This is a genomic window from Pseudomonas sp. 9Ag (assembly GCF_902506445.1).
Lineage (GTDB): Bacteria > Pseudomonadota > Gammaproteobacteria > Pseudomonadales > Pseudomonadaceae > Stutzerimonas > Stutzerimonas stutzeri_AB.
The window spans coordinates 910,309-927,858 of the sequence record NZ_LR733836.1 but is presented as its reverse complement, the minus strand read 5'-3'; the positions used below and the strand labels follow the sequence as shown (position 1 = coordinate 927,858).

Sequence of the window (17,550 nt, the reverse complement as noted above, 5' to 3'; positions counted from 1 at the left end):
CTCACCATGCCCCAAGCAAAAGCCTACCGTGCCGCCCTGCTCCACTGCCTCGCCGACCCGCGCGAGGTGGGTATCGAGCAATCTCACGAGTATTTCGAAGACGGCCTATTGGTTGTCGAGGATGGAAAGATTGCTCAGATCGGCAGCGCGGCTGACCTGCTTCCAACCCTGAAAGCCGGCACCGAGGTGGTCGAATACCCGGACGCGCTGATCACTCCCGGTTTCATCGACACCCACATTCATTACCCGCAGGTCGGCGTCATCGGCTCCTATGGCGCGCAACTGCTGGACTGGCTGGAAACCTACACCTTCCCCAACGAAGGGCGTTTCAGTGACATGGAGCATGCTCGCCAACAGGCCGATCTGTTCCTCGGCGAGCTGCTGCGCAACGGCACCACCACCGCACTGGTGTTCGGCACGGTGCACAAGCAGTCGGTGGATGCCTTCTTCGAGGCGGCGGAGAAGCTCAACCTGCGGATGATCGCCGGTAAGGTGCTGATGGACCGCAATGCGCCGGACTTTCTCACTGACACGGCCGAGTCCGGCTATGCCGACAGCAAAGCGCTGATCGAACGCTGGCATGGCAAAGGCCGTCTGCATTACGCCGTGACGCCGCGTTTCGCCCCGACCAGCACGCCAGAACAACTGACGCTGGCCGGAAAGCTGTTTGCCGAATACCCCGACCTGTACATGCACACGCACATTTCCGAGAACAAGCAGGAAGTGGAGTGGGTCAAGGAGCTGTTCCCCGAGCGTAAGGGTTACCTGGACGTCTACGACCATCACGGTCTGATCGGCGCGCGCTCGGTCTTCGCCCACGGCATCCACCTCTGTGATGACGAATGCAAACGCCTCGGCGAGACCGGCTCGGCCGTGGCCTTCTGCCCCACGTCCAACCTGTTCCTCGGCAGCGGCCTGTTCGATCTGGCGAAGGTGGAAGGTCACGGCGTACGCGTGGGCCTGGGTACGGATGTCGGCGGCGGCACCAGCTTCTCGCAACTGCAGAGTCTCAACGAGGCTTACAAGGTGTTGCAGCTGCAGGGCCAAAAGCTCGATGCGTTCAAGGCGCTGTATCTCGCCACCTTGGGCGGCGCGCGCGCGCTGTATCTGGATGACAAGATCGGAAACCTGCAACCGGGCAAGGATGCCGACTTCGTGGTGCTCGATTACAAGGCGACTCCCCTGATCGACTACCGCCTAAGCCAGGCCACGACGCTGCAGGAAAAACTCTTCGCCTTGATGATCCTCGGCGACGACCGCGCCGTGAAGGAAACCTACGCCGCCGGGGTTTCGGTGCACCAAAAGACATCGTGAATAACAGATCGCAAGCGCGATGATCCATCGTCTCGCCAGCTACGCAACCTGCGTGCTCTAACGCGTGGATCGATGAAGCGTGATCCACCCTACGGTCGAAGCCACCGCCGGCGCTCGTAGGGTGGATGTCGGTTTCTAGATCCACGCCACGTCGCACCGAGCTCGATCAACGCCCGGATCGCGTGATCCACCCTTGTATCTCGACTACCACGCTATGTTGGGGTGATAGTTCCCGACTGATCATCGGGGGAAGGCCAGGAAGCCGTATCCACCCTTAGGCTTTGAGCCTGCGACGTAGATAGCGCTGCGGCCTTCCATACTCACTCTTACAGCTCGAACGGTATCCAGAGCCCGCCTCCGGCGAGAGCTCGCATCAGCAAGGTAGAGCTGAGTGAAGTGTTGATCTTTCTGAACCAGCAGGAGGACTTATGCCCAGCGTCATCGGCATCGATATCGCCAAACGCACGTTCGACATCGCCACCCAGCAGCCCAATGGCAAGTACCGCACCAAGGCCAAATTGCCAAACGAGGTGGCCGGTTTCGAAGCGCTCCAGCAGTGGCTGCTCAAGCACGCCAATGCCCAAGCCTGGATCGTGATGGAAGCGACCGGCGCTTACCATGAAGCGCTCGCGACTTGGTTTCACGATAAAGGCTATCAGGTCTGCGTGCTCAATCCTGCACAGGTCGCCTATTACGCTCGAAGCCAGCTCCAGCGCGTAAAGACCGACAAAGTCGACGCCAAACTCATCGCTGAGTATGGCGAGCGGCACCAGGGTGATCTGCGGGCCTGGCAGCCTGAGCCTCCCGCCGTCCGGCGCTTGAAAGCATTAGTGCGGCGCCTGGAAGATCTGCAGGAGATCCAACAAATGGAACGCAACCGCCTGGATCTGGCCGACGCTAGTGTGCAGGCTTCAATCTACTCAGTGCTGCACCATGTCGAGCGGCAGATCGGAGAGACGCTACGTGCGATCCGAGACCACATCGATGATGACCCGGACCTGCGCAACAAACGCGACCTGCTGACCAGCATTGATGGCATCGGCGAGCGTTCCGCAGCCCTGTTGCTGGCTGAGCTGGGCGATCCGCTACGCTTCGCCAGCTCACGCGCGATCACCGCTTATGCCGGGCTGAACCCCCGCCTTCAGGAGTCTGGCTCCTACAAGGGCCAGACGCGCATATCCCGCACAGGATCGTCTCGCTTGAGGGCTGGACTCTACATGCCGGCGGTCTGCTCGCTCACACACAACCCGGCCATTAGTGCTCTACGCGAGCGTCTGAGTGCAAAAGGAAAATCCGGAAAACAAATCGTCTGTGCAGCGATGCGCAAGCTGCTGCACATCGCCTATGGGGTACTTAAATCGGGCCAGCGTTTCGACCCTCAACTGGCCCTTGCTCGGTAATGGGGAAGACGGTATCTACCGCTTCAGCGCTGCCATTAGGGTGTCGAGGTTATGCTCGAACATACCGAGATAGGTGCTAGCCGGCCCTTCGCTGGCCAGCGCATCGGAGTAAAGGGTGCCGCCGACTTTGGCGCCTGCTTCTTCGGCGATTTGCTCGATCAAACGCGGGTCACGGATGTTCTCGACGAACACCGCTCGCACACCTTCGCTGCGTAGTTGACGTATCAACGCCGCCACCTCGGCCGCCGAAGGTTCGTCGTGAGTCGACAGTCCCTGCGGCGCGATGAACTCCAGCTGCCAGGCCTGGCCCAGATAGCCGAACGCATCATGACTGGTCACGACCTTGCGCTGACTGGACGGCAAGCTCGCGATCTGAGCGTCAGCCGTCTTCAGCAAGGCATGCAGCCGGGCAAGGTAAGCATCACGTCGCGCTTCATAGTCTTCTCGGTTATCCGGATCGAGTTGCACGAGCGCCTTGGTGATGTTGCGCACATAGATCTCGGCGTTGGTCAGGCTCTGCCACGCATGCGGATCCGGTACCTGTTCGCCGTCTTTCTCCAGCATCAACGGAACGACGCCAGCACTAGCGTTGATGCGCTTGCCCGCAGGCTCGCTACTGGCCAGCAGCCGCTCCAACCAGGGTTCGAAACCGAGACCGTTGGCGACGATCAGGTCGGCCCGCAGCAGTGCCTTGGCGTCATCCGGGCTGGGCTCATAAACATGCGCATCGGCATCCGCGTCGACCAGATTGGTCAGTTCAATCCGATCACCACCGACTTGCTGGGCAAGGTCAGCGAGAATGCTGAAGCTGGTGACGACATTGAGCTTTTCCTCGGCATGCAGTGAAAGCGGCAGCCACAGCGTGAGCACAAAAAACAGGTATCGCATGATGAAACCTCAGACGGTGATGGGAAAAGCGCGCGAGCGCAGCAGGCCTTGAACAGGCCCAGCCACGACCGAAAACAGATAGAAGGCGCCGGCTAGCAGCACGATGCACGGCCCACTGGGCAGGCTGGCATGGAAGGAGAGCAGCAGCCCCAGCCATACGCACACGGCCCCAATCAGCGCAGCAAGCGGCAGCAGCACCGGCAACCGTCTGCTCCAGAAGCGCGCCGCAGCGGCAGGCAACATCATCAGCCCAACCACCATCAGCGCGCCGATGGCCTGGAAACCAATGACCAGATTGAGCACGACCAGCGTGAGGAAGGCCGCGTGCGCCAGCGGCCCGAAGCGGCTGACACTACGCAGAAACAGCGGATCCAGGCTGTCCAGCGCCAGCGCGCGGTAAGTCAGTGCAAGTACCAGCAGGCTGAACACAGCCGTGCCGAGCATGCCCACCAGTGTGGTCGTGTCGACCGCCAGTGCCGAGCCAAACAACAGGTGCAGCAGATCCAGCTTGCGACCCGCCAGTCCGAGCAGCAGCACGCCACTGGCGAGCGAAATGGGATAGAGCGCAGCCAGACTGGCGTCTTCACGTAGGCCAGTTCGCCGACTGACCCAGGCCGCAGCGCCCGCCATTCCCAGCCCGGCGACGAGGCCGCCGAGGGTCAGCGCCGGCAGACTCAAACCAAACAACCAGAACGCCAATGCCGCGCCGGGCAAGATGCCGTGGGCGATGGCATCTCCGATCAGGCTCATCCGCCTGAGGATGAGAAACACACCCAGTGGTCCGGCACTGCAGGCCAACGCCACGCCACCGAACAGAGCGCGGCGCATAAAGGCGAATTCAGTAAATGGCGACCACAACACATCGAGCGTCACGCGACCTGCCCAAGCCGTTGGCGATCGGCCATGAACTGCTGGATGGGCGCGGCGATGCACCCATTGCGAGCGATCAGCAAGCCGCCGCAGCGCTTTTCGCTAAGACCTGCAAGGTTGTGGCTGACCAAAACCAGTGTCCTTCCCTGCTGCCGCCAGCGCTCAATATGCTGCCAGAGCAACCGCAGCCCCACGTCATCCAGCGCCGCCTCTGGCTCATCCAGCAACAGCACCTGGGCGTCAGTCAGACTCAGGCGCGCCAACAGCGCCCGCTGTAATTCCCCGCCGGACAATGCGTGCAGGCCCTGGGTTTGCAAATCCAATAGGCCCCAATCCGCCAACGTTTGTTTCAAACGTGTCTGGCGCTCGGCACGCCCGAGACGGCTACGCCAGAAACCGCCGCTGACCAGTTCAGCCAGGCGAATCGGAAATTGCCGGTCGACATGCTGCTGTTGAGGCAAATAAGACACCCCACCCAGAAGTGGAACGCCAATATCGATCCGCCCCGCAACCGGCCGATCCAGCCCGGCGATCACCTTGAGCAGACTGCTCTTTCCTGATCCATTGCTACCGATCACAGCCGTCAGGCTTCCAGCCTCCAGCGCGAGATCCAGCGGCGGCGTCAGCGCTCGCCCGGCCGCGCCCCATTGCAAACCATGGAATTGAATCATCATCACCTCGGATATTCCAGCACCCGCAACACACCGTTCGACCGTACAAGCGGAAGCGCCTAACGTACTAGTTATAACATAACATTATGCGCATCGTGATCGTCCCGCACAACGGCGATATGCACCGCTAGGGATTGAGGCGCAGCGTGGCGAGCCCGGCAGCACTTAAAACTGGTAAACGGATAGCGGGCCGACCAGCACCGTGTGCAGCCTCAAACGAACGAGACAGAAATTGGTGGGCTTTTTTGACTTAACGCTGGATGGCGGGACGTTTAGCGAAGCGCTGTCCGAAGGAGATCGAGTTCAGCGTACAGCCGATTGAAAGGTGAGAGCTGTGCCTTCAGCGGCTCGGCCGTCAGAGACGCACCGAGCCAATTCCACTTGAAGCTGGACGAACGCTAGCGGGCAGTACGCGGCTTTTTCTTGGCCAGGGCCAGGTGCGAAAATACCGCATGGAGATCATCCGATGCGCTGTCTTCATCGAGGTTGAGCTTGCTGTCGATGTGATCCATGTGATGCATCATCAGGCGCACCGCCTTTTCGCTGTCTCGCGCGGCGATGGCGTCGATCAGCTCGTTGTGCTCATCGAACGAGCAATGCGAGCGGTTGCCGCTTTCGTACTGCGCGATGATCAGCGAGGTCTGCGACACCAGGCTGCGTTGGAAGCTCACCAGCGGCGCGTTCTTCGCCGCTTCGGCCAGCTTCAGATGAAACTCCCCGGAAAGACGGATTCCAGCGCCGCGATCGCCGCGGGCGAAACAGTCCTGCTCGTCGGTCACCATTTGCCGTAGCTCGCTCAGCTGCTCAGCGCTGGCATGTTGCACGGCCAGCTCGGTAATCGCCCGCTCCACCATGCGCCGGGCAAAGAAAATCTGCCGCGCTTCATCGACGCTCGGGCTGGCAACTACCGCGCCGCGATTGGGCCGCAGCAGCACCACGCCTTCATGGGCAAGCCGTGACAAGGCGCGACGAATGATGGTGCGACTCACGCCGAAAATCTCGCCCAACGCCTCTTCGCTGAGCTTGGTGCCCGGCGCCAGTCGCTGCTCAAGGATTGCATCAAAGATGTGGGCGTAAACGATGTCGTCCTGGGTCCCGGTACGGGCCTTGCCGCTTCGTGTCGGCTTTTTCAGAGGCTGCAACTGTTCGTTCATGGTGACTCGCGTCGGAATTGTCGGCAGATCGAACTTTACTGCCTTTCGTTACGCAGCTGGGAGTCGCCAACAGCGAAACAAGGAAATAAAGCGCTTTTTATTGTGCACAATCAGTGAATCCAGAAATATTCCAGAATGTCGAGAAGACGCCCTACTGCGTGCTCTTTCACCTCAACATTGCTTAACGAGAACAGTGAATACGCCATAGTCACCGAAATGCCTGTTGCATTTCTTGTATACAAAAGCATAATCGCGTCAAGCCTTTCTGACCTTTCGGTCAACAAACCGAATGAAAGCGCCCCACCATCACCTGCCCTCGAGAGCACTGCTCTAGGTGATAGACAACAAGAACGATGAGGAACACCTTGTGGAAACCACCAAGCAGGAACAGCCGGCCCTCGGCCTGCAGCCGAAAAACCCCGGCTTGCTCGACCGATTCTTCAAACTCAGTGCTCACCGAACCACTATCAAGACAGAGTTGCTAGCCGGCCTGACGACCTTCGTCACCATGGCTTACATCATCTTCGTCAACCCGAACATCATGGCCGATGCGGGTATCGACCACGGCGCCGCATTCGTCGCCACCTGCATCGGGGCGGCCCTCGGTTGCCTCCTGATGGGCCTGTACGCCAACTGGCCGGTGGGCCTGGCACCGGGCATGGGCCTCAACGCGTTCTTCACCTACACCGTGGTCGGTGAGATGGGCTACAGCTGGGAGATCGCGCTTGGCGCGGTGTTCATCTCCGGCATCCTGTTCATGATCATGAGCCTCTCCCGCCTGCGCGAATGGTTGCTCAACAGCATTCCAATGAGCCTGCGCTTCGCCATGGGCGCCGGGGTCGGGTTGTTTCTAGGGCTGATTGGCCTCAAGACCGCAGGCATCGTTGTCGACAGCCCTGCCACCCTGCTGACCATGGGTTCGTTCGGCGAGCCCACTGCCCTGCTCGCGGCGGTGTGCTTCCTGATGATCGCCGTGCTCAGCCACCGCAACGTCTTCGGTGCCATCCTGCTAAGCATGCTGGTGGTGACCGGCATCGGCTGGGCAATGGGTCTGGTCGAGTACAACGGCGTGGTGTCGATGCCGCCCAGCCTGGCGCCGACCTGGCTGGCGATGGATATCGCCGGCGCGCTGAATGTCGCGATGGTCAGCGTGATCCTCGCGTTCCTCTTCGTGAACATGTTCGATACCGCCGGCACCCTGATGGGCGTCGCGCACCGTGCGCACCTGGTGGATGAGGACGGCAAGATCCAGAACCTCTCCCGCGCGCTGAAAGCCGACAGCACGTCCAGCGTCGTGGGTGCCTTCGTAGGCTGTCCGCCGGTGACCAGCTATGTGGAAAGCGCTTCAGGCGTTGCCGCGGGCGGACGCACCGGCTTGACTGCGGTGACCGTCGGCGCACTGTTCCTTATCGCGATGTTCTTCGCGCCGCTGGCCGGCATGATCCCTGCCTATGCCACTGCGGGGGCGTTGATCTACGTCGCGATGCTGATGATGAGCGGTCTGGCCAATATCGACTGGAAGGATCACACCGACACCATTCCGGCTATCGTCACCGTGGTGATGATGCCGCTGACCTTCTCCATCGCCAATGGCATCGCGCTGGGGTTCCTGACCTATGCGACGCTCAAGCTGCTGACCGGACAGCGCGACAAGGTCTCGATCAGCCTGTACGTGTTGTGTGTGATCTTCATCGCCAAGTTCGCCTTTCTTTAATCAGGCGAACCAGTGGCCCCACCGTTCCGGCGGTGGGGCTTTTTGACGTTTTGAAGCCTGCGGATTGCGGTTGGTAGAACTGTGGTGGTGATACAACTTGCCCTATCGTTACAGCCGCGTGGTAGCTCACCCCCGCTACGTACATTTTTCTTATTGCCTACCGAGGAGTGCCGAAATGAGCCTGGAAACCTGGTTGTTGTTTGCGAGCGCGGCGCTGGTGGTCATCCTGATCCCCGGCCCGCTGTCGCTGCTGATGATCAGTAACAGTCTCAACTACGGACTCCGACGTTCCTGGCCGGCCTTCGTCGGCGGGGTTAGCGCCTCGATCTGCCTGCTCTGCGCCTCGGCGTTGGGCCTTGGGGCGCTGCTGCTGGCGTCGGAGCAGGTATTCAGCGTTCTGAAAATCATCGGCGCCTTCTACTTGTTCTATCTGGCCTGGCAGAGCTGGCAGGAATCTCGCCGCCCCGCCAACGCCCCCAGTGTGGCGACCGCTGAGGTCAGCCCGCGCTTTCGCCAGCTGTTCTGGCGCGCGTTTGGCCTGGGTGCCAGCAACCCGAAAGACATCCTGTTCTTTGCGGCTTTCCTGCCGCAATTCCTCAGTGCGGATCGGCCCTTCATGGCGCAGCTGCTGGTGATGATCCTGACCTGGGCGGTGCTGGACCTCTGCTGCAAGCTGGCGTACGGGCTGGGAGCGCATGGCACGTCGCGCTACCTGCGCACCGGAAAGGGGCAGGTTTGGTTCAACCGAACCAGCGCTGCTCTGTTTGGAGGCGCGGGAGCGGCTTCTTTGATGAGTCGGTGAGGGTTCCATGAAGCCGTGGGTAGGCTTCGCGTTACCCACCCTCCTGGCCTGACCCAACAGCGGTCAGACGCCACCGAACGCCCACCTCAAAAAAAACCCGCCTTAGAGGCGGGTCCGGGGACTCAGGAGAGTCAAGGTTTCACGCATGGGAGAGGTAACCGCCGTACCGATAACGGCACGGCAGATGCCATCAGCTGCCTCGATAAGTCGAGTAGCTGTAAGGCGAAATCAGTAGCGGCACGTGGTAATGATCCTGCTCGGCGCTGATGCCGAAGCGCAGTACCACCACATCGAGAAAAGCCGGCTCGGGCAGCGTTACGCCGCGTCCGCGGTAATAGTCGCCCGCCGAGAACTGCAGCTGATAGACGCCGGAACGATAGTCGTCACCGTCCAGCAGAGGTGAGTCGCAGCGGCCATCGCTGTTGGTCTGGCGCGTGATCACCAGCTCCAGGCGCTCGCCTTCAACGCGATAGAGTTCGATGCGGATATTGCTGCCTGGGCAGCCGTGAGCGGCATCCAGTACATGAGTAGTCAAACGTCCCATAGATTCCAGCATCAGCGATTGGCCGCCAATGCCCGCCTCCTCTTGGTGGGTGAGTGGTGGAGTGAGTCGAGCATAGCATCCCGCAAGAAAAAACAAAGACAGTTTCGGCAGAAATTGTACACAGTTTATAAACTCTCACCTTGGCTCAGTTCCTGCTGGTCAGCATCAGATGGCAAGGCTCTAGCCGGCAGACTATGCAATGAACGTCATGAGGTGAATGCCAAGACACCGGGTTCAGACGGTCGGCTTGTCGAGATTTTTGATTTACAAACTGCAAAACTTTTTGTATACAATTGAGCCATGACGGTTGCCCGCACTTCACAGCGGTAACCCGCGGATCAAACAAGGAATAACAACAGTGAGCGCAGACTACCCTCGCGACCTCATCGGCTATGCCGAGAATCCACCCCATCCGCAATGGCCGGGCAATGCCCGTATCGCCCTGTCGTTCGTGCTCAACTACGAAGAAGGCGGCGAGCGTTGCGTACTGCATGGCGACAAGGAATCCGAAGCCTTCCTATCCGAGATGGTGTCAGCCCAGCCCCTGCAGGGCGTGCGCAACATGAGCATGGAGTCGCTCTACGAATACGGAAGCCGTGCCGGGGTGTGGCGCCTGCTCAAGCTGTTCCGCAAGAACGACATTCCGCTCACGATCTTCGCCGTAGCGATGGCCGCGCAGCGTCACCCGGACGTAATCAAGGCCATGGCCGCCGACGGGCACGAGATCTGCAGTCATGGCTATCGCTGGATCGACTACCAGTACATGGATGAAGCGCAAGAGCGCGAGCACATGCAGGAAGCCATCCGCATCCTTACCGACATCACCGGCGAGCGTCCGCTGGGCTGGTACACCGGCCGCACCGGGCCGAATACTCGCCGGCTGGTGCGCGAGGAAGGCGGCTTCCTCTATGACTCCGATACTTATGACGACGACCTGCCCTACTGGGACCCGGAATCGACGCCCAACAAGCCACACCTGGTGATCCCCTACACGCTGGACACCAACGACATGCGTTTCACCCAAGTGCAGGGCTTCAATACCGGTGACGACTTCTTCAATTACCTGAAGGATGCGTTCGACGTGCTCTATGCCGAAGGCTGTGAAGGCGCGCCGAAGATGCTGTCCATTGGCATGCACTGCCGCTTGCTGGGCCGTCCCGCACGTCTTGCCGCGCTGCAGCGCTTCATCGAGTACGCCAAGGGCCACGAGCAGGTGTGGTTCGCCCGCCGTGTCGACATAGCCCGCCACTGGCACTCGACTCACCCGCTTACTCAGGAACGCAGCCTATGACCCCGTTCAAGACCATCAAGCCGTCCACCCTGGACCGCGACGCCTTCATCTCGACCTTCGCTGATGTCTACGAGCACTCGCCGTGGGTTGCCGACACTGTTTATCAGGCCGGGGTGGACGAGACGCTGGACTACGTCGAGGTGATGCACACCCGCATGTCGCAGGCGATGTTGTCAGCCCACCACGACACCCAGCTGGCACTGATCAACGCTCACCCGGACCTCGCCGGCAAGGCAGCCGTACGCGGCGAACTGACCGCATCGAGCACCGCCGAACAGGCCGGTGCCGGGATTCATGAATGCACGGCTGAAGAGTTCGCCCGCTTTACCGAACTGAACGATGCCTACAAGGCCAAGTTCGGCTTCATCTTCATCATGGCGGTCAAGGGCAGTAACCGGCACCAGATCCTCGCCGCTTTCGAGGAGCGCATGAATAACTCGCAAGAGCAGGAATTCGCCCGCGCCCTGGCCGAAATCAACAAGATCGCCCTGTTCCGTCTGCAGGCGATGTAAGCAAGCACCATCAGACGACACGAAGAGAAGAACAACGTATGAAAAGCTACGCCGTACCTTTCGAAAAATACGTCAACCTGGCCGACGCCCGTCTGGGCACCAAGGCCATCTCCGTCACCGACGACTGGTTCGCCGACGTCAACCGGCTGTTCCAGCCGACGCCGGCCGTATGGAAGGAGGGCGTTTTCGATGACAACGGCAAGTGGATGGACGGCTGGGAGTCGCGCCGCAAGCGCTTCGAAGGCTACGACCACGCGGTCATTCGCCTCGGCGTGCCCGGCTCGATCAAGGGCGTCGACATCGACACCAGCTTCTTCACCGGTAACTTCCCGCCGTCCGCCTCACTGGAAGCCTGCTTCCTCGCCGAAGGCGACCCGGACGACACCACCCAGTGGACTGAAATCCTTCCCGCGGTAGAGCTGCAAGGCAACAGCCATCACTACCACGAGATCGCGTTCGACAAGCCGGTCAGCCACCTGCGCTTCAATATCTACCCGGACGGCGGCGTCGCCCGTCTGCGCGTGCACGGCATTCCGTACCGCGACTGGAGCACGGTTGGCGACAACGAGCAGCTCGACCTGGCCTCGGCACTCAATGGCGGCCGCGCACTGGCCTGCTCCGACGAGCATTTCGGTCGCATGAGCAACATCCTCAACCCGGGTCGCGGCATCAACATGGGCGACGGCTGGGAAACCGCCCGCCGCCGCACGCCGGGCAACGACTGGGTCATCGTCGCGCTGGGCACCCCTGGAGAAATCGAGCGCATCGTCGTCGACACCCTGCACTTCAAAGGCAACTACCCGGACAGCTGCAACATCCAGGCGGCCTTTGTTAAAGGCGGCACCGACAGCCAGATCGAGACCCAGAGCCTGTTCTGGCGTGAACTGCTGCCGAGCCAGAAGCTGGAAATGCACGCCGAACACGAGTTCAGCGAGCAGATCGCCAAGCTCGGTCCGATCACCCACGTGCGCCTGAACATCTTCCCCGACGGTGGCGTCAGCCGTCTGCGGTTGTTCGGCAAGGCAGTGAAGTAAAAACTCCTGTAGGAGCGAGCTTGCTCGCAAGCTCGCTCCTACATAAACACCAAACAGAGCAGTCCCTATGCGCACACTCAAGATCGAACCGCTGACCAAGGAAGCCTTTGCCCCCTTCGGTGATGTCATCGAAACCGAAGGCAGCGACTACTTCATGATCAATAACGGTTCCACCCGCCGCTATCACAAGCTGGCGTCGGTCGAGACCGCGCAGCCGGACGACCAGGCCATCATCAGCATTTTCGCCGCCGACGCGCTGGAAATGCCGCTGGTCATTCGCATGCTCGAAAGACACCCGCAGGGCAGCCAGGCTTTCATTCCGCTGCTCGGCAACCCCTTTCTGGTCGTGGTCGCGCCACTTGGCGATGCACCTGTACCGGGTAACGTCCGCGCCTTCCGCAGCAACGGCAGGCAGGGCGTCAATTACCACCGCGGCGTCTGGCACCACCCGGTGCTGACGATCGAAAAGCGGGATGAATTCCTGGTGGTCGATCGCAGCGGTTCTGGCAACAACTGCGACGAGCATTTTTTCACCGAGGACGAGCAGCTTCTCCTCGACCCCCACCGGGACTCCGGCCAGGCAACCGATTGATCAGCGCGGGCATGACCGGCGCGGCTGTGGACTAGCCGACACCAGACATGCGTGCTTCAGAACAAGCGGAACACTTGCGACGAGTCGAATAAGAAGAAACAACGGTTGGCGTGCCAGCCGTGCAAGAGGTAATTATCGTGGAAGCACATCTGACCGAATGGCTGAACCTTACTGTTCGCTGGATTCACATGATCGTCGGCATCGCCTGGATCGGTGCGTCGTTCTATTTCGTCTGGCTGGAAAACAACCTTAACCGCGCCAACCCCCGCGACGGCCTGTCGGGCGATCTCTGGGCGATTCACGGCGGCGGCATCTACCACCTGGAAAAGTACAAGTTGGCACCGCCTCAAATGCCGGACAACCTGCACTGGTTCAAGTGGGAGGCCTACACCACCTGGCTGTCGGGCGTGACCCTGCTGATGGTGGTCTACTACCTCAACCCTTCGCTCTACCTGATCGCGCCGGGTAGCGACATGGCCCCAGCGATGGCCATTGCCATCGGTTTCGGCTCGCTGATCGTCGGCTGGTTCGTCTATGACCTGCTCTGTGACTCGCCGCTTGGCAAGAAGCCCGCACTGCTCGGCCTGATCCTGTTCGTCCTGGTGATCTTCGCTGCCTGGGCCTATTCGCAGGTCTTCAGCGGACGTGCGGCGTACATCCACACCGGCGCGCTGATCGGCACCATCATGGTCGGCAACGTGTTCCGCATCATCATGCCGGCACAACGTGCGCTGGTAGCCGCTATCGAGCAGAACCGCACGCCGGACCCATTGCTGCCCGCCAAGGGCCTGCTGCGCTCGCGCCACAACAACTACTTCACCTTGCCGGTGCTGTTCATCATGATCAGCAACCACTTCCCGAGCACCTACGGCAGCCGGTACAACTGGCTGATCCTGGCCGGTATCTCGGTACTCGCGGTGCTGGTGCGTCACTACTTCAACACCCGTCATGACAGCAATCGCTTCGCCTGGACACTGCCTGCTGCTGCGGTTGGCATGATCTGTCTGGCGTTCGTCACTGCGCCGAACCGCCAGGGTGGCGTGCCCAATGCGGTGCCAACCAGCCCGCGCGAGCAAAGCCTCGAAGCCCAGCAGGCCGCTGCGGTAGCGCCGGCCGCGCAAGCCGGCAACAGCGAGTTTGCCGCGGTTCATCGGGTGATCAACGAGCGCTGCACCGTTTGCCACGCCGCGCAACCGAGCAGCCCGCTGTTCAGCGCAGCACCCGCGGGCGTGATGTTCGATACGCCTGAGCAGATCCGCCTGCAGGCTGCGAAGATTCATGCGCAAGCCGTGGCCAGCCAGATCATGCCGCTGGGCAACATGACCAACATGACCCAGGAAGAGCGCGATCTGCTCGGAGCCTGGATCGACAAGGGCGCGCCGATCGACTGATCGCCGCTCACCAGCCGCGCTTTCGAGCGCGGCTTTTTTTCACCTCTTCAACGCTCAAGCCGCGCTGCACCAGGCGAGGCCTCAGCTCGACCCGAAATCAAGCCCAGCGGACGGCGACAGCCGAAACCCCGAGCACCCTATACCCGGCCGCCGCTCGTTCGGCGGGGCCACCGCGACCATCCAATAACAAAAGCGTCCGAGGTGTTTTTGCATGAACGATGTGACCGAGCGAGAGACCGCACCCGCCACAGAGAAGCGGCTGCCCTTGCTGCAGATGCTGCTGGTGAGTTTCCAGCACGTGCTGCTGATGTATGGCGGCGCGGTTGCCGTCCCGCTGATCGTGGGCCAGGCAGCAGGGCTGTCTCGTGAGGAGATCGCCTTCCTGATCAACGCCGATCTTCTGGTGGCCGGCATCGCCACGGTCGTGCAATCGATGGGCATCGGGCCGGTGGGCATCCGCATGCCGGTGATGATGGGCGCCAGCTTCGCGGCGGTCAGCAGCATGGTAGTGATGGCCGGCATGCCCGGCGTGGGCATGACCGGAATTTTCGGCGCGACTATCGCAGCCGGCTTCTTCGGCCTATTGATTGCGCCGTTCGTGTGCAAGATCGTCCGCCTGTTTCCCCCGCTGGTAACGGGCACCGTGATTACCGCCATCGGCCTTTCGCTGTTCCCGGTCGCAGTGAACTGGGCGGGTGGTGGCAGCGGCACCGGTCAGTTCGGCGCCCTGCCCTACCTTGGCGTAGCGGCAGCCGTGCTGGCGGTGATCCTGCTGATCAATCAGTTCATGCGCGGTTTCTGGGTCAACGTTTCAGTCCTGGTGGGCATGGCCTTGGGCTATGTGCTGGCCGGCAGTCTGGGCATGGTCGACCTGTCCGGCATCAGTGCTGCACCAGCATTTCAGGTGGTTACGCCGAATCACTTCGGTGCGCCGCAGTTCCTGCTCGCGCCGATCCTGTCGATGTGCCTGGTGGTGGTGATCATCTTTGTCGAGTCCGCCGGCATGTTCCTCGCACTGGGCAAGATCACCGGTCAGGAAGTGGACCCCAAGCAACTGCGCCGCGGTCTGCTCTGCGATGCCGGGGCGACCTTTCTCGCCGGTTTCATGAACACTTTCACCCACTCCTCCTTTGCCCAGAACATTGGCCTGGTGCAGATGACCGGCGTACGCAGCCGCTTCGTCACGGCGATTGCCGGGCTGTTCCTGATCAGCCTGAGCCTGCTGCCCAAGGCCGCATTCATGGTGGCTTCGATTCCGGCGGCGGTGCTGGGCGGCGCCGGAATCGCCATGTTCGGCATGGTCGCGGCCACTGGTATCAAAATTCTTCAGGAAGCTGACATCGGTGACCGTCGCAACCAGCTGCTGGTGGCGGTGAGCATCGGCCTCGGGATGGTGCCGGTAGTCCGCCCTGAGTTCTTTGCGCATCTGCCGCATTGGATGGAGCCGATCACCCACAGCGGTATCGCGGTGGCGACGCTCAGCGCAGTGACCCTCAACCTGCTGTTCAACGTGCTTGGTGGCGCCGAACGCCAGGCGCTCACAGGCGCTGCGCATCACTGACGATACCGTCCCAAATAAGCCCCCAGGCCCGCCATGTGCGGGCCTTATTTTTTCTGCCTTGCTTTATTCTCCATCCGCCCGACACTCGACAAGCACCGCACCACCGTTAAAATGCCCGGCCGTCCTATCCCCGCCCGCCCGAACGAGAAGGTCTGACCCATGATCGAAGCAACCTGGATCGCCTTCGCATTCATCCTCGGCCTTGCGACACGCTCGATCGGGCTGCCACCCCTGATTGGTTATCTGGCCGCTGGCTTTGCCCTCGCCGCCTTTGGCGAACATTTCGGGGTTGGCCCGACCGACAGTGTGATTCTCGAGCACCTCGCGCACCTGGGCGTGCTGCTGCTGCTGTTCACGGTCGGTCTCAAGCTCAAGCTGAGCAACCTGGTGCGCCGCGAAGTCATCGGCGGCAGCCTGCTCCACTTCGGCATATCCAGCCTGGTGGTACTGCCGGCGATTCTGCTGTTTCTCGACACCAGCTGGCGCGACAGTCTGTTGCTGGCGATCGCCCTGTCGTTCTCCAGTACCGTACTGGCCGCGAAAGTGCTGGAAGGCAAACGCGAGCTGCGCGCCTTTCATGGCCGTGTCGCCATTGGCGTCCTGATCATTCAGGACCTGATCGCCCTGGTGGTGATGAGCATCGCCAGCGGAAAGGTGCCGTCAGCCTGGGCGCTGCTGGTGTTCGGCTTACCATTACTTCGCCCGCTGCTGTTCCGCCTGCTCGATCACAGCGGCCACGAGGAACTGATGGTGTTGCTGGGGCTGATGCTGGCGCTGGTGGCCGGCGGTCTCGGCTTTGAATATGTGGGCCTGAGCTCCGAGCTGGGCGCGCTGGCCTTCGGTGCGATGCTGGCCAAACACAAGCGCGCCACCGAGCTGTCCAATTCACTCTGGGCAATCAAGGAAGTCTTCCTGGTCGGGTTCTTTCTGCAGATCGGCATCGGTGGCCTGCCGGACATGAACGCCATGCTCTTTGCCGGCGCAGTAGCACTGCTGTTGCCGCTCAAGGGTGCGCTGTTCTTTTTCCTGTTCCTGCTGTTCCGCCTGCGCGCGCGCAGTGCCTTTCTCAGCGCTGCAAGCCTGACCAACTACAGTGAGTTCGGCCTGATTGTCGCCAGCGTGGTGCTGCCGCAATGGCTTACCCCACTGGCCATCACCGTGGCCCTGTCGTTTGTTGTCTCTGCCCAGCTCAACCGGATTTCACACCCACTATACGACCGCTTTGCCAGACGCCTGATCCCTCTGGAGCGCAACACACGCCACCCAGACGAACAGCCGGTGTCGCTGGGTGACGCGCAGATCCTGATCATGGGTATGGGCCGCACCGGCCGCGCCGCCTACGACCATTTGCAGAATCAGGGCTGGCGATTGATCAGTCTCGATTCCGACCCGGTAACCGTAGAAAAGAGCAGCGAGAAAGGCCGCCACGTACTGTTCGCTGACGCCGAAGACCAGATGTTCTGGGAGAGCCTGGAGATGAACAAGGTCGAGGCGGTGATCCTGGCGATGAACGATGCCGAAGCCAAAATCATCTCCACGCGCAAGCTGCGTGGCAAAGGTTTCGATGGGCTGATCGTCTCCCACGCGATGTACGAAGACATCGCCCAGCAGATCGAGGAGGCCGGCGCGGATCGCACTTACCTGACCATGAGCGAAGCCGGTGCCGGCCTGGCAGAGAACGTCGCGCGGGAGCTGCAGCCAAACCGCTGACTGACGTTGAACCAAGCCCACCCAGCGGACAATCACTGCTCCGCCAGCACAATTGTGCACAATCGTTAAATTAATTGTTTCAACAGCTGTTCACAGGTTGTT

16 protein-coding genes are annotated in these 17,550 nt (G+C 61.0%); 11 read left to right on the top strand and 5 right to left on the bottom strand.

Features of this window, described 5'->3' with window-relative positions:
* The first annotated feature begins 6 nt into the window (after nt 1–6).
* A complete protein-coding gene (guaD, locus tag ALTERO38_RS04260) occupies nt 7–1,314 on the top strand; it encodes a guanine deaminase (protein WP_159967391.1) in 1,308 nt (435 codons plus the stop codon).
* Between the two features lie 428 nt (nt 1,315–1,742).
* Nucleotides 1,743–2,714, top strand: coding sequence for an IS110 family transposase (locus ALTERO38_RS04255; protein WP_128122069.1), 972 nt, complete (start codon nt 1,743–1,745; stop codon nt 2,712–2,714).
* A 15-nt stretch (nt 2,715–2,729) separates the two neighbouring features.
* On the opposite strand, the gene ALTERO38_RS04250 is transcribed toward ALTERO38_RS04255, so the two are convergent.
* The 4 genes from ALTERO38_RS04250 to ALTERO38_RS04235 all read right to left on the bottom strand — a co-directional run bounded on the left by ALTERO38_RS04250 (nt 2,730) and on the right by ALTERO38_RS04235 (nt 6,297).
* A complete protein-coding gene (locus ALTERO38_RS04250; RefSeq protein WP_159967390.1) occupies nt 2,730–3,602 on the bottom strand; it encodes a metal ABC transporter substrate-binding protein in 873 nt (290 codons plus the stop codon).
* Nucleotides 3,603–3,611: 9 nt separating this feature from the next.
* Nucleotides 3,612–4,430, bottom strand: a complete 819-nt coding sequence (locus ALTERO38_RS04245) for a metal ABC transporter permease (protein WP_178114567.1) — start codon at nt 4,428–4,430, stop codon at nt 3,612–3,614.
* Between the two features lie 41 nt (nt 4,431–4,471).
* Nucleotides 4,472–5,143, bottom strand: a complete 672-nt coding sequence (locus ALTERO38_RS04240) for a metal ABC transporter ATP-binding protein (RefSeq protein WP_178114628.1) — start codon at nt 5,141–5,143, stop codon at nt 4,472–4,474.
* A 398-nt stretch (nt 5,144–5,541) separates the two neighbouring features.
* Nucleotides 5,542–6,297, bottom strand: coding sequence for a GntR family transcriptional regulator (locus ALTERO38_RS04235; RefSeq protein ID WP_019340774.1), 756 nt, complete (start codon nt 6,295–6,297; stop codon nt 5,542–5,544).
* 367 nt (nt 6,298–6,664) lie between these two features.
* On the opposite strand from ALTERO38_RS04235, the gene ALTERO38_RS04230 reads away from it, so the two are divergent.
* Together ALTERO38_RS04230 and ALTERO38_RS04225 are read left to right on the top strand one after the other, a co-directional pair.
* The gene (locus tag ALTERO38_RS04230; RefSeq protein WP_102837956.1) at nt 6,665–8,011 is read left to right on the top strand and encodes an NCS2 family permease; all 1,347 of its coding nucleotides are present in this window, start codon (nt 6,665–6,667) and stop codon (nt 8,009–8,011) included.
* Nucleotides 8,012–8,186: 175 nt separating this feature from the next.
* Nucleotides 8,187–8,813, top strand: a complete 627-nt coding sequence (locus ALTERO38_RS04225; RefSeq protein WP_159967387.1) for a LysE family translocator — start codon at nt 8,187–8,189, stop codon at nt 8,811–8,813.
* A gap of 190 nt (nt 8,814–9,003) precedes the next feature.
* Here ALTERO38_RS04225 and uraH read toward each other — a convergent pair whose 3' ends face one another.
* The gene (gene uraH, locus ALTERO38_RS04220) at nt 9,004–9,357 is read right to left on the bottom strand and encodes a hydroxyisourate hydrolase (protein WP_159967386.1); all 354 of its coding nucleotides are present in this window, start codon (nt 9,355–9,357) and stop codon (nt 9,004–9,006) included.
* A gap of 358 nt (nt 9,358–9,715) precedes the next feature.
* Between uraH and puuE the strand changes: the two genes are divergently transcribed.
* The 7 genes from puuE (at nt 9,716) to ALTERO38_RS04185 (ending at nt 17,448) form a co-directional block, all read left to right on the top strand.
* On the top strand, nt 9,716–10,648 hold the full coding sequence (puuE, locus tag ALTERO38_RS04215) for an allantoinase PuuE (RefSeq protein ID WP_159967385.1): 933 nt from the start codon (nt 9,716–9,718) through the stop codon (nt 10,646–10,648).
* Nucleotides 10,645–11,160, top strand: a complete 516-nt coding sequence (gene uraD / locus ALTERO38_RS04210; RefSeq protein ID WP_102837959.1) for a 2-oxo-4-hydroxy-4-carboxy-5-ureidoimidazoline decarboxylase — start codon at nt 10,645–10,647, stop codon at nt 11,158–11,160. Before puuE ends, uraD begins: the two co-directional genes overlap by 4 nt.
* Before the next feature lie 38 nt (nt 11,161–11,198).
* Complete coding sequence (alc, locus tag ALTERO38_RS04205) at nt 11,199–12,194, top strand: allantoicase (protein ID WP_159967384.1); 996 nt, start codon at nt 11,199–11,201, stop codon at nt 12,192–12,194.
* A gap of 67 nt (nt 12,195–12,261) precedes the next feature.
* Entirely contained in the window at nt 12,262–12,786 is a 525-nt protein-coding gene (locus ALTERO38_RS04200) for an ureidoglycolate lyase (protein ID WP_159967383.1), read from the top strand.
* A 137-nt stretch (nt 12,787–12,923) separates the two neighbouring features.
* Nucleotides 12,924–14,177: a urate hydroxylase PuuD gene (locus ALTERO38_RS04195; RefSeq protein ID WP_159967382.1), complete on the top strand. Its 1,254-nt coding sequence runs from the start codon at nt 12,924–12,926 to the stop codon at nt 14,175–14,177.
* A gap of 211 nt (nt 14,178–14,388) precedes the next feature.
* Nucleotides 14,389–15,738, top strand: coding sequence for a nucleobase:cation symporter-2 family protein (locus tag ALTERO38_RS04190; protein ID WP_159967381.1), 1,350 nt, complete (start codon nt 14,389–14,391; stop codon nt 15,736–15,738).
* A 159-nt stretch (nt 15,739–15,897) separates the two neighbouring features.
* Complete coding sequence (locus tag ALTERO38_RS04185) at nt 15,898–17,448, top strand: cation:proton antiporter family protein (protein ID WP_148924516.1); 1,551 nt, start codon at nt 15,898–15,900, stop codon at nt 17,446–17,448.
* Nucleotides 17,449–17,550: the final 102 nt, after the last annotated feature.

Excerpts from the sequence above, each read along its gene's own strand:
- guaD (WP_159967391.1), top strand. The coding sequence starts at position 7 with ATGCCCCAAGCAAAAGCCTACCGTGCCGCCCTGCTCCACTGCCTCGCC.
- ALTERO38_RS04255 (WP_128122069.1), top strand. The coding sequence starts at position 1,743 with ATGCCCAGCGTCATCGGCATCGATATCGCCAAACGCACGTTCGACATC.
- ALTERO38_RS04250 (WP_159967390.1), bottom strand. The coding sequence starts at position 3,602 with ATGCGATACCTGTTTTTTGTGCTCACGCTGTGGCTGCCGCTTTCACTG.
- ALTERO38_RS04245 (WP_178114567.1), bottom strand. The coding sequence starts at position 4,430 with ATGCGCCGCGCTCTGTTCGGTGGCGTGGCGTTGGCCTGCAGTGCCGGA.
- ALTERO38_RS04240 (WP_178114628.1), bottom strand. The coding sequence starts at position 5,143 with ATGATTCAATTCCATGGTTTGCAATGGGGCGCGGCCGGGCGAGCGCTG.
- ALTERO38_RS04235 (WP_019340774.1), bottom strand. The coding sequence starts at position 6,297 with ATGAACGAACAGTTGCAGCCTCTGAAAAAGCCGACACGAAGCGGCAAG.
- ALTERO38_RS04225 (WP_159967387.1), top strand. The coding sequence starts at position 8,187 with ATGAGCCTGGAAACCTGGTTGTTGTTTGCGAGCGCGGCGCTGGTGGTC.
- uraH (WP_159967386.1), bottom strand. The coding sequence starts at position 9,357 with ATGGGACGTTTGACTACTCATGTACTGGATGCCGCTCACGGCTGCCCA.
- uraD (WP_102837959.1), top strand. The coding sequence starts at position 10,645 with ATGACCCCGTTCAAGACCATCAAGCCGTCCACCCTGGACCGCGACGCC.
- alc (WP_159967384.1), top strand. The coding sequence starts at position 11,199 with ATGAAAAGCTACGCCGTACCTTTCGAAAAATACGTCAACCTGGCCGAC.
- ALTERO38_RS04200 (WP_159967383.1), top strand. The coding sequence starts at position 12,262 with ATGCGCACACTCAAGATCGAACCGCTGACCAAGGAAGCCTTTGCCCCC.
- ALTERO38_RS04190 (WP_159967381.1), top strand. The coding sequence starts at position 14,389 with ATGAACGATGTGACCGAGCGAGAGACCGCACCCGCCACAGAGAAGCGG.
- ALTERO38_RS04185 (WP_148924516.1), top strand. The coding sequence starts at position 15,898 with ATGATCGAAGCAACCTGGATCGCCTTCGCATTCATCCTCGGCCTTGCG.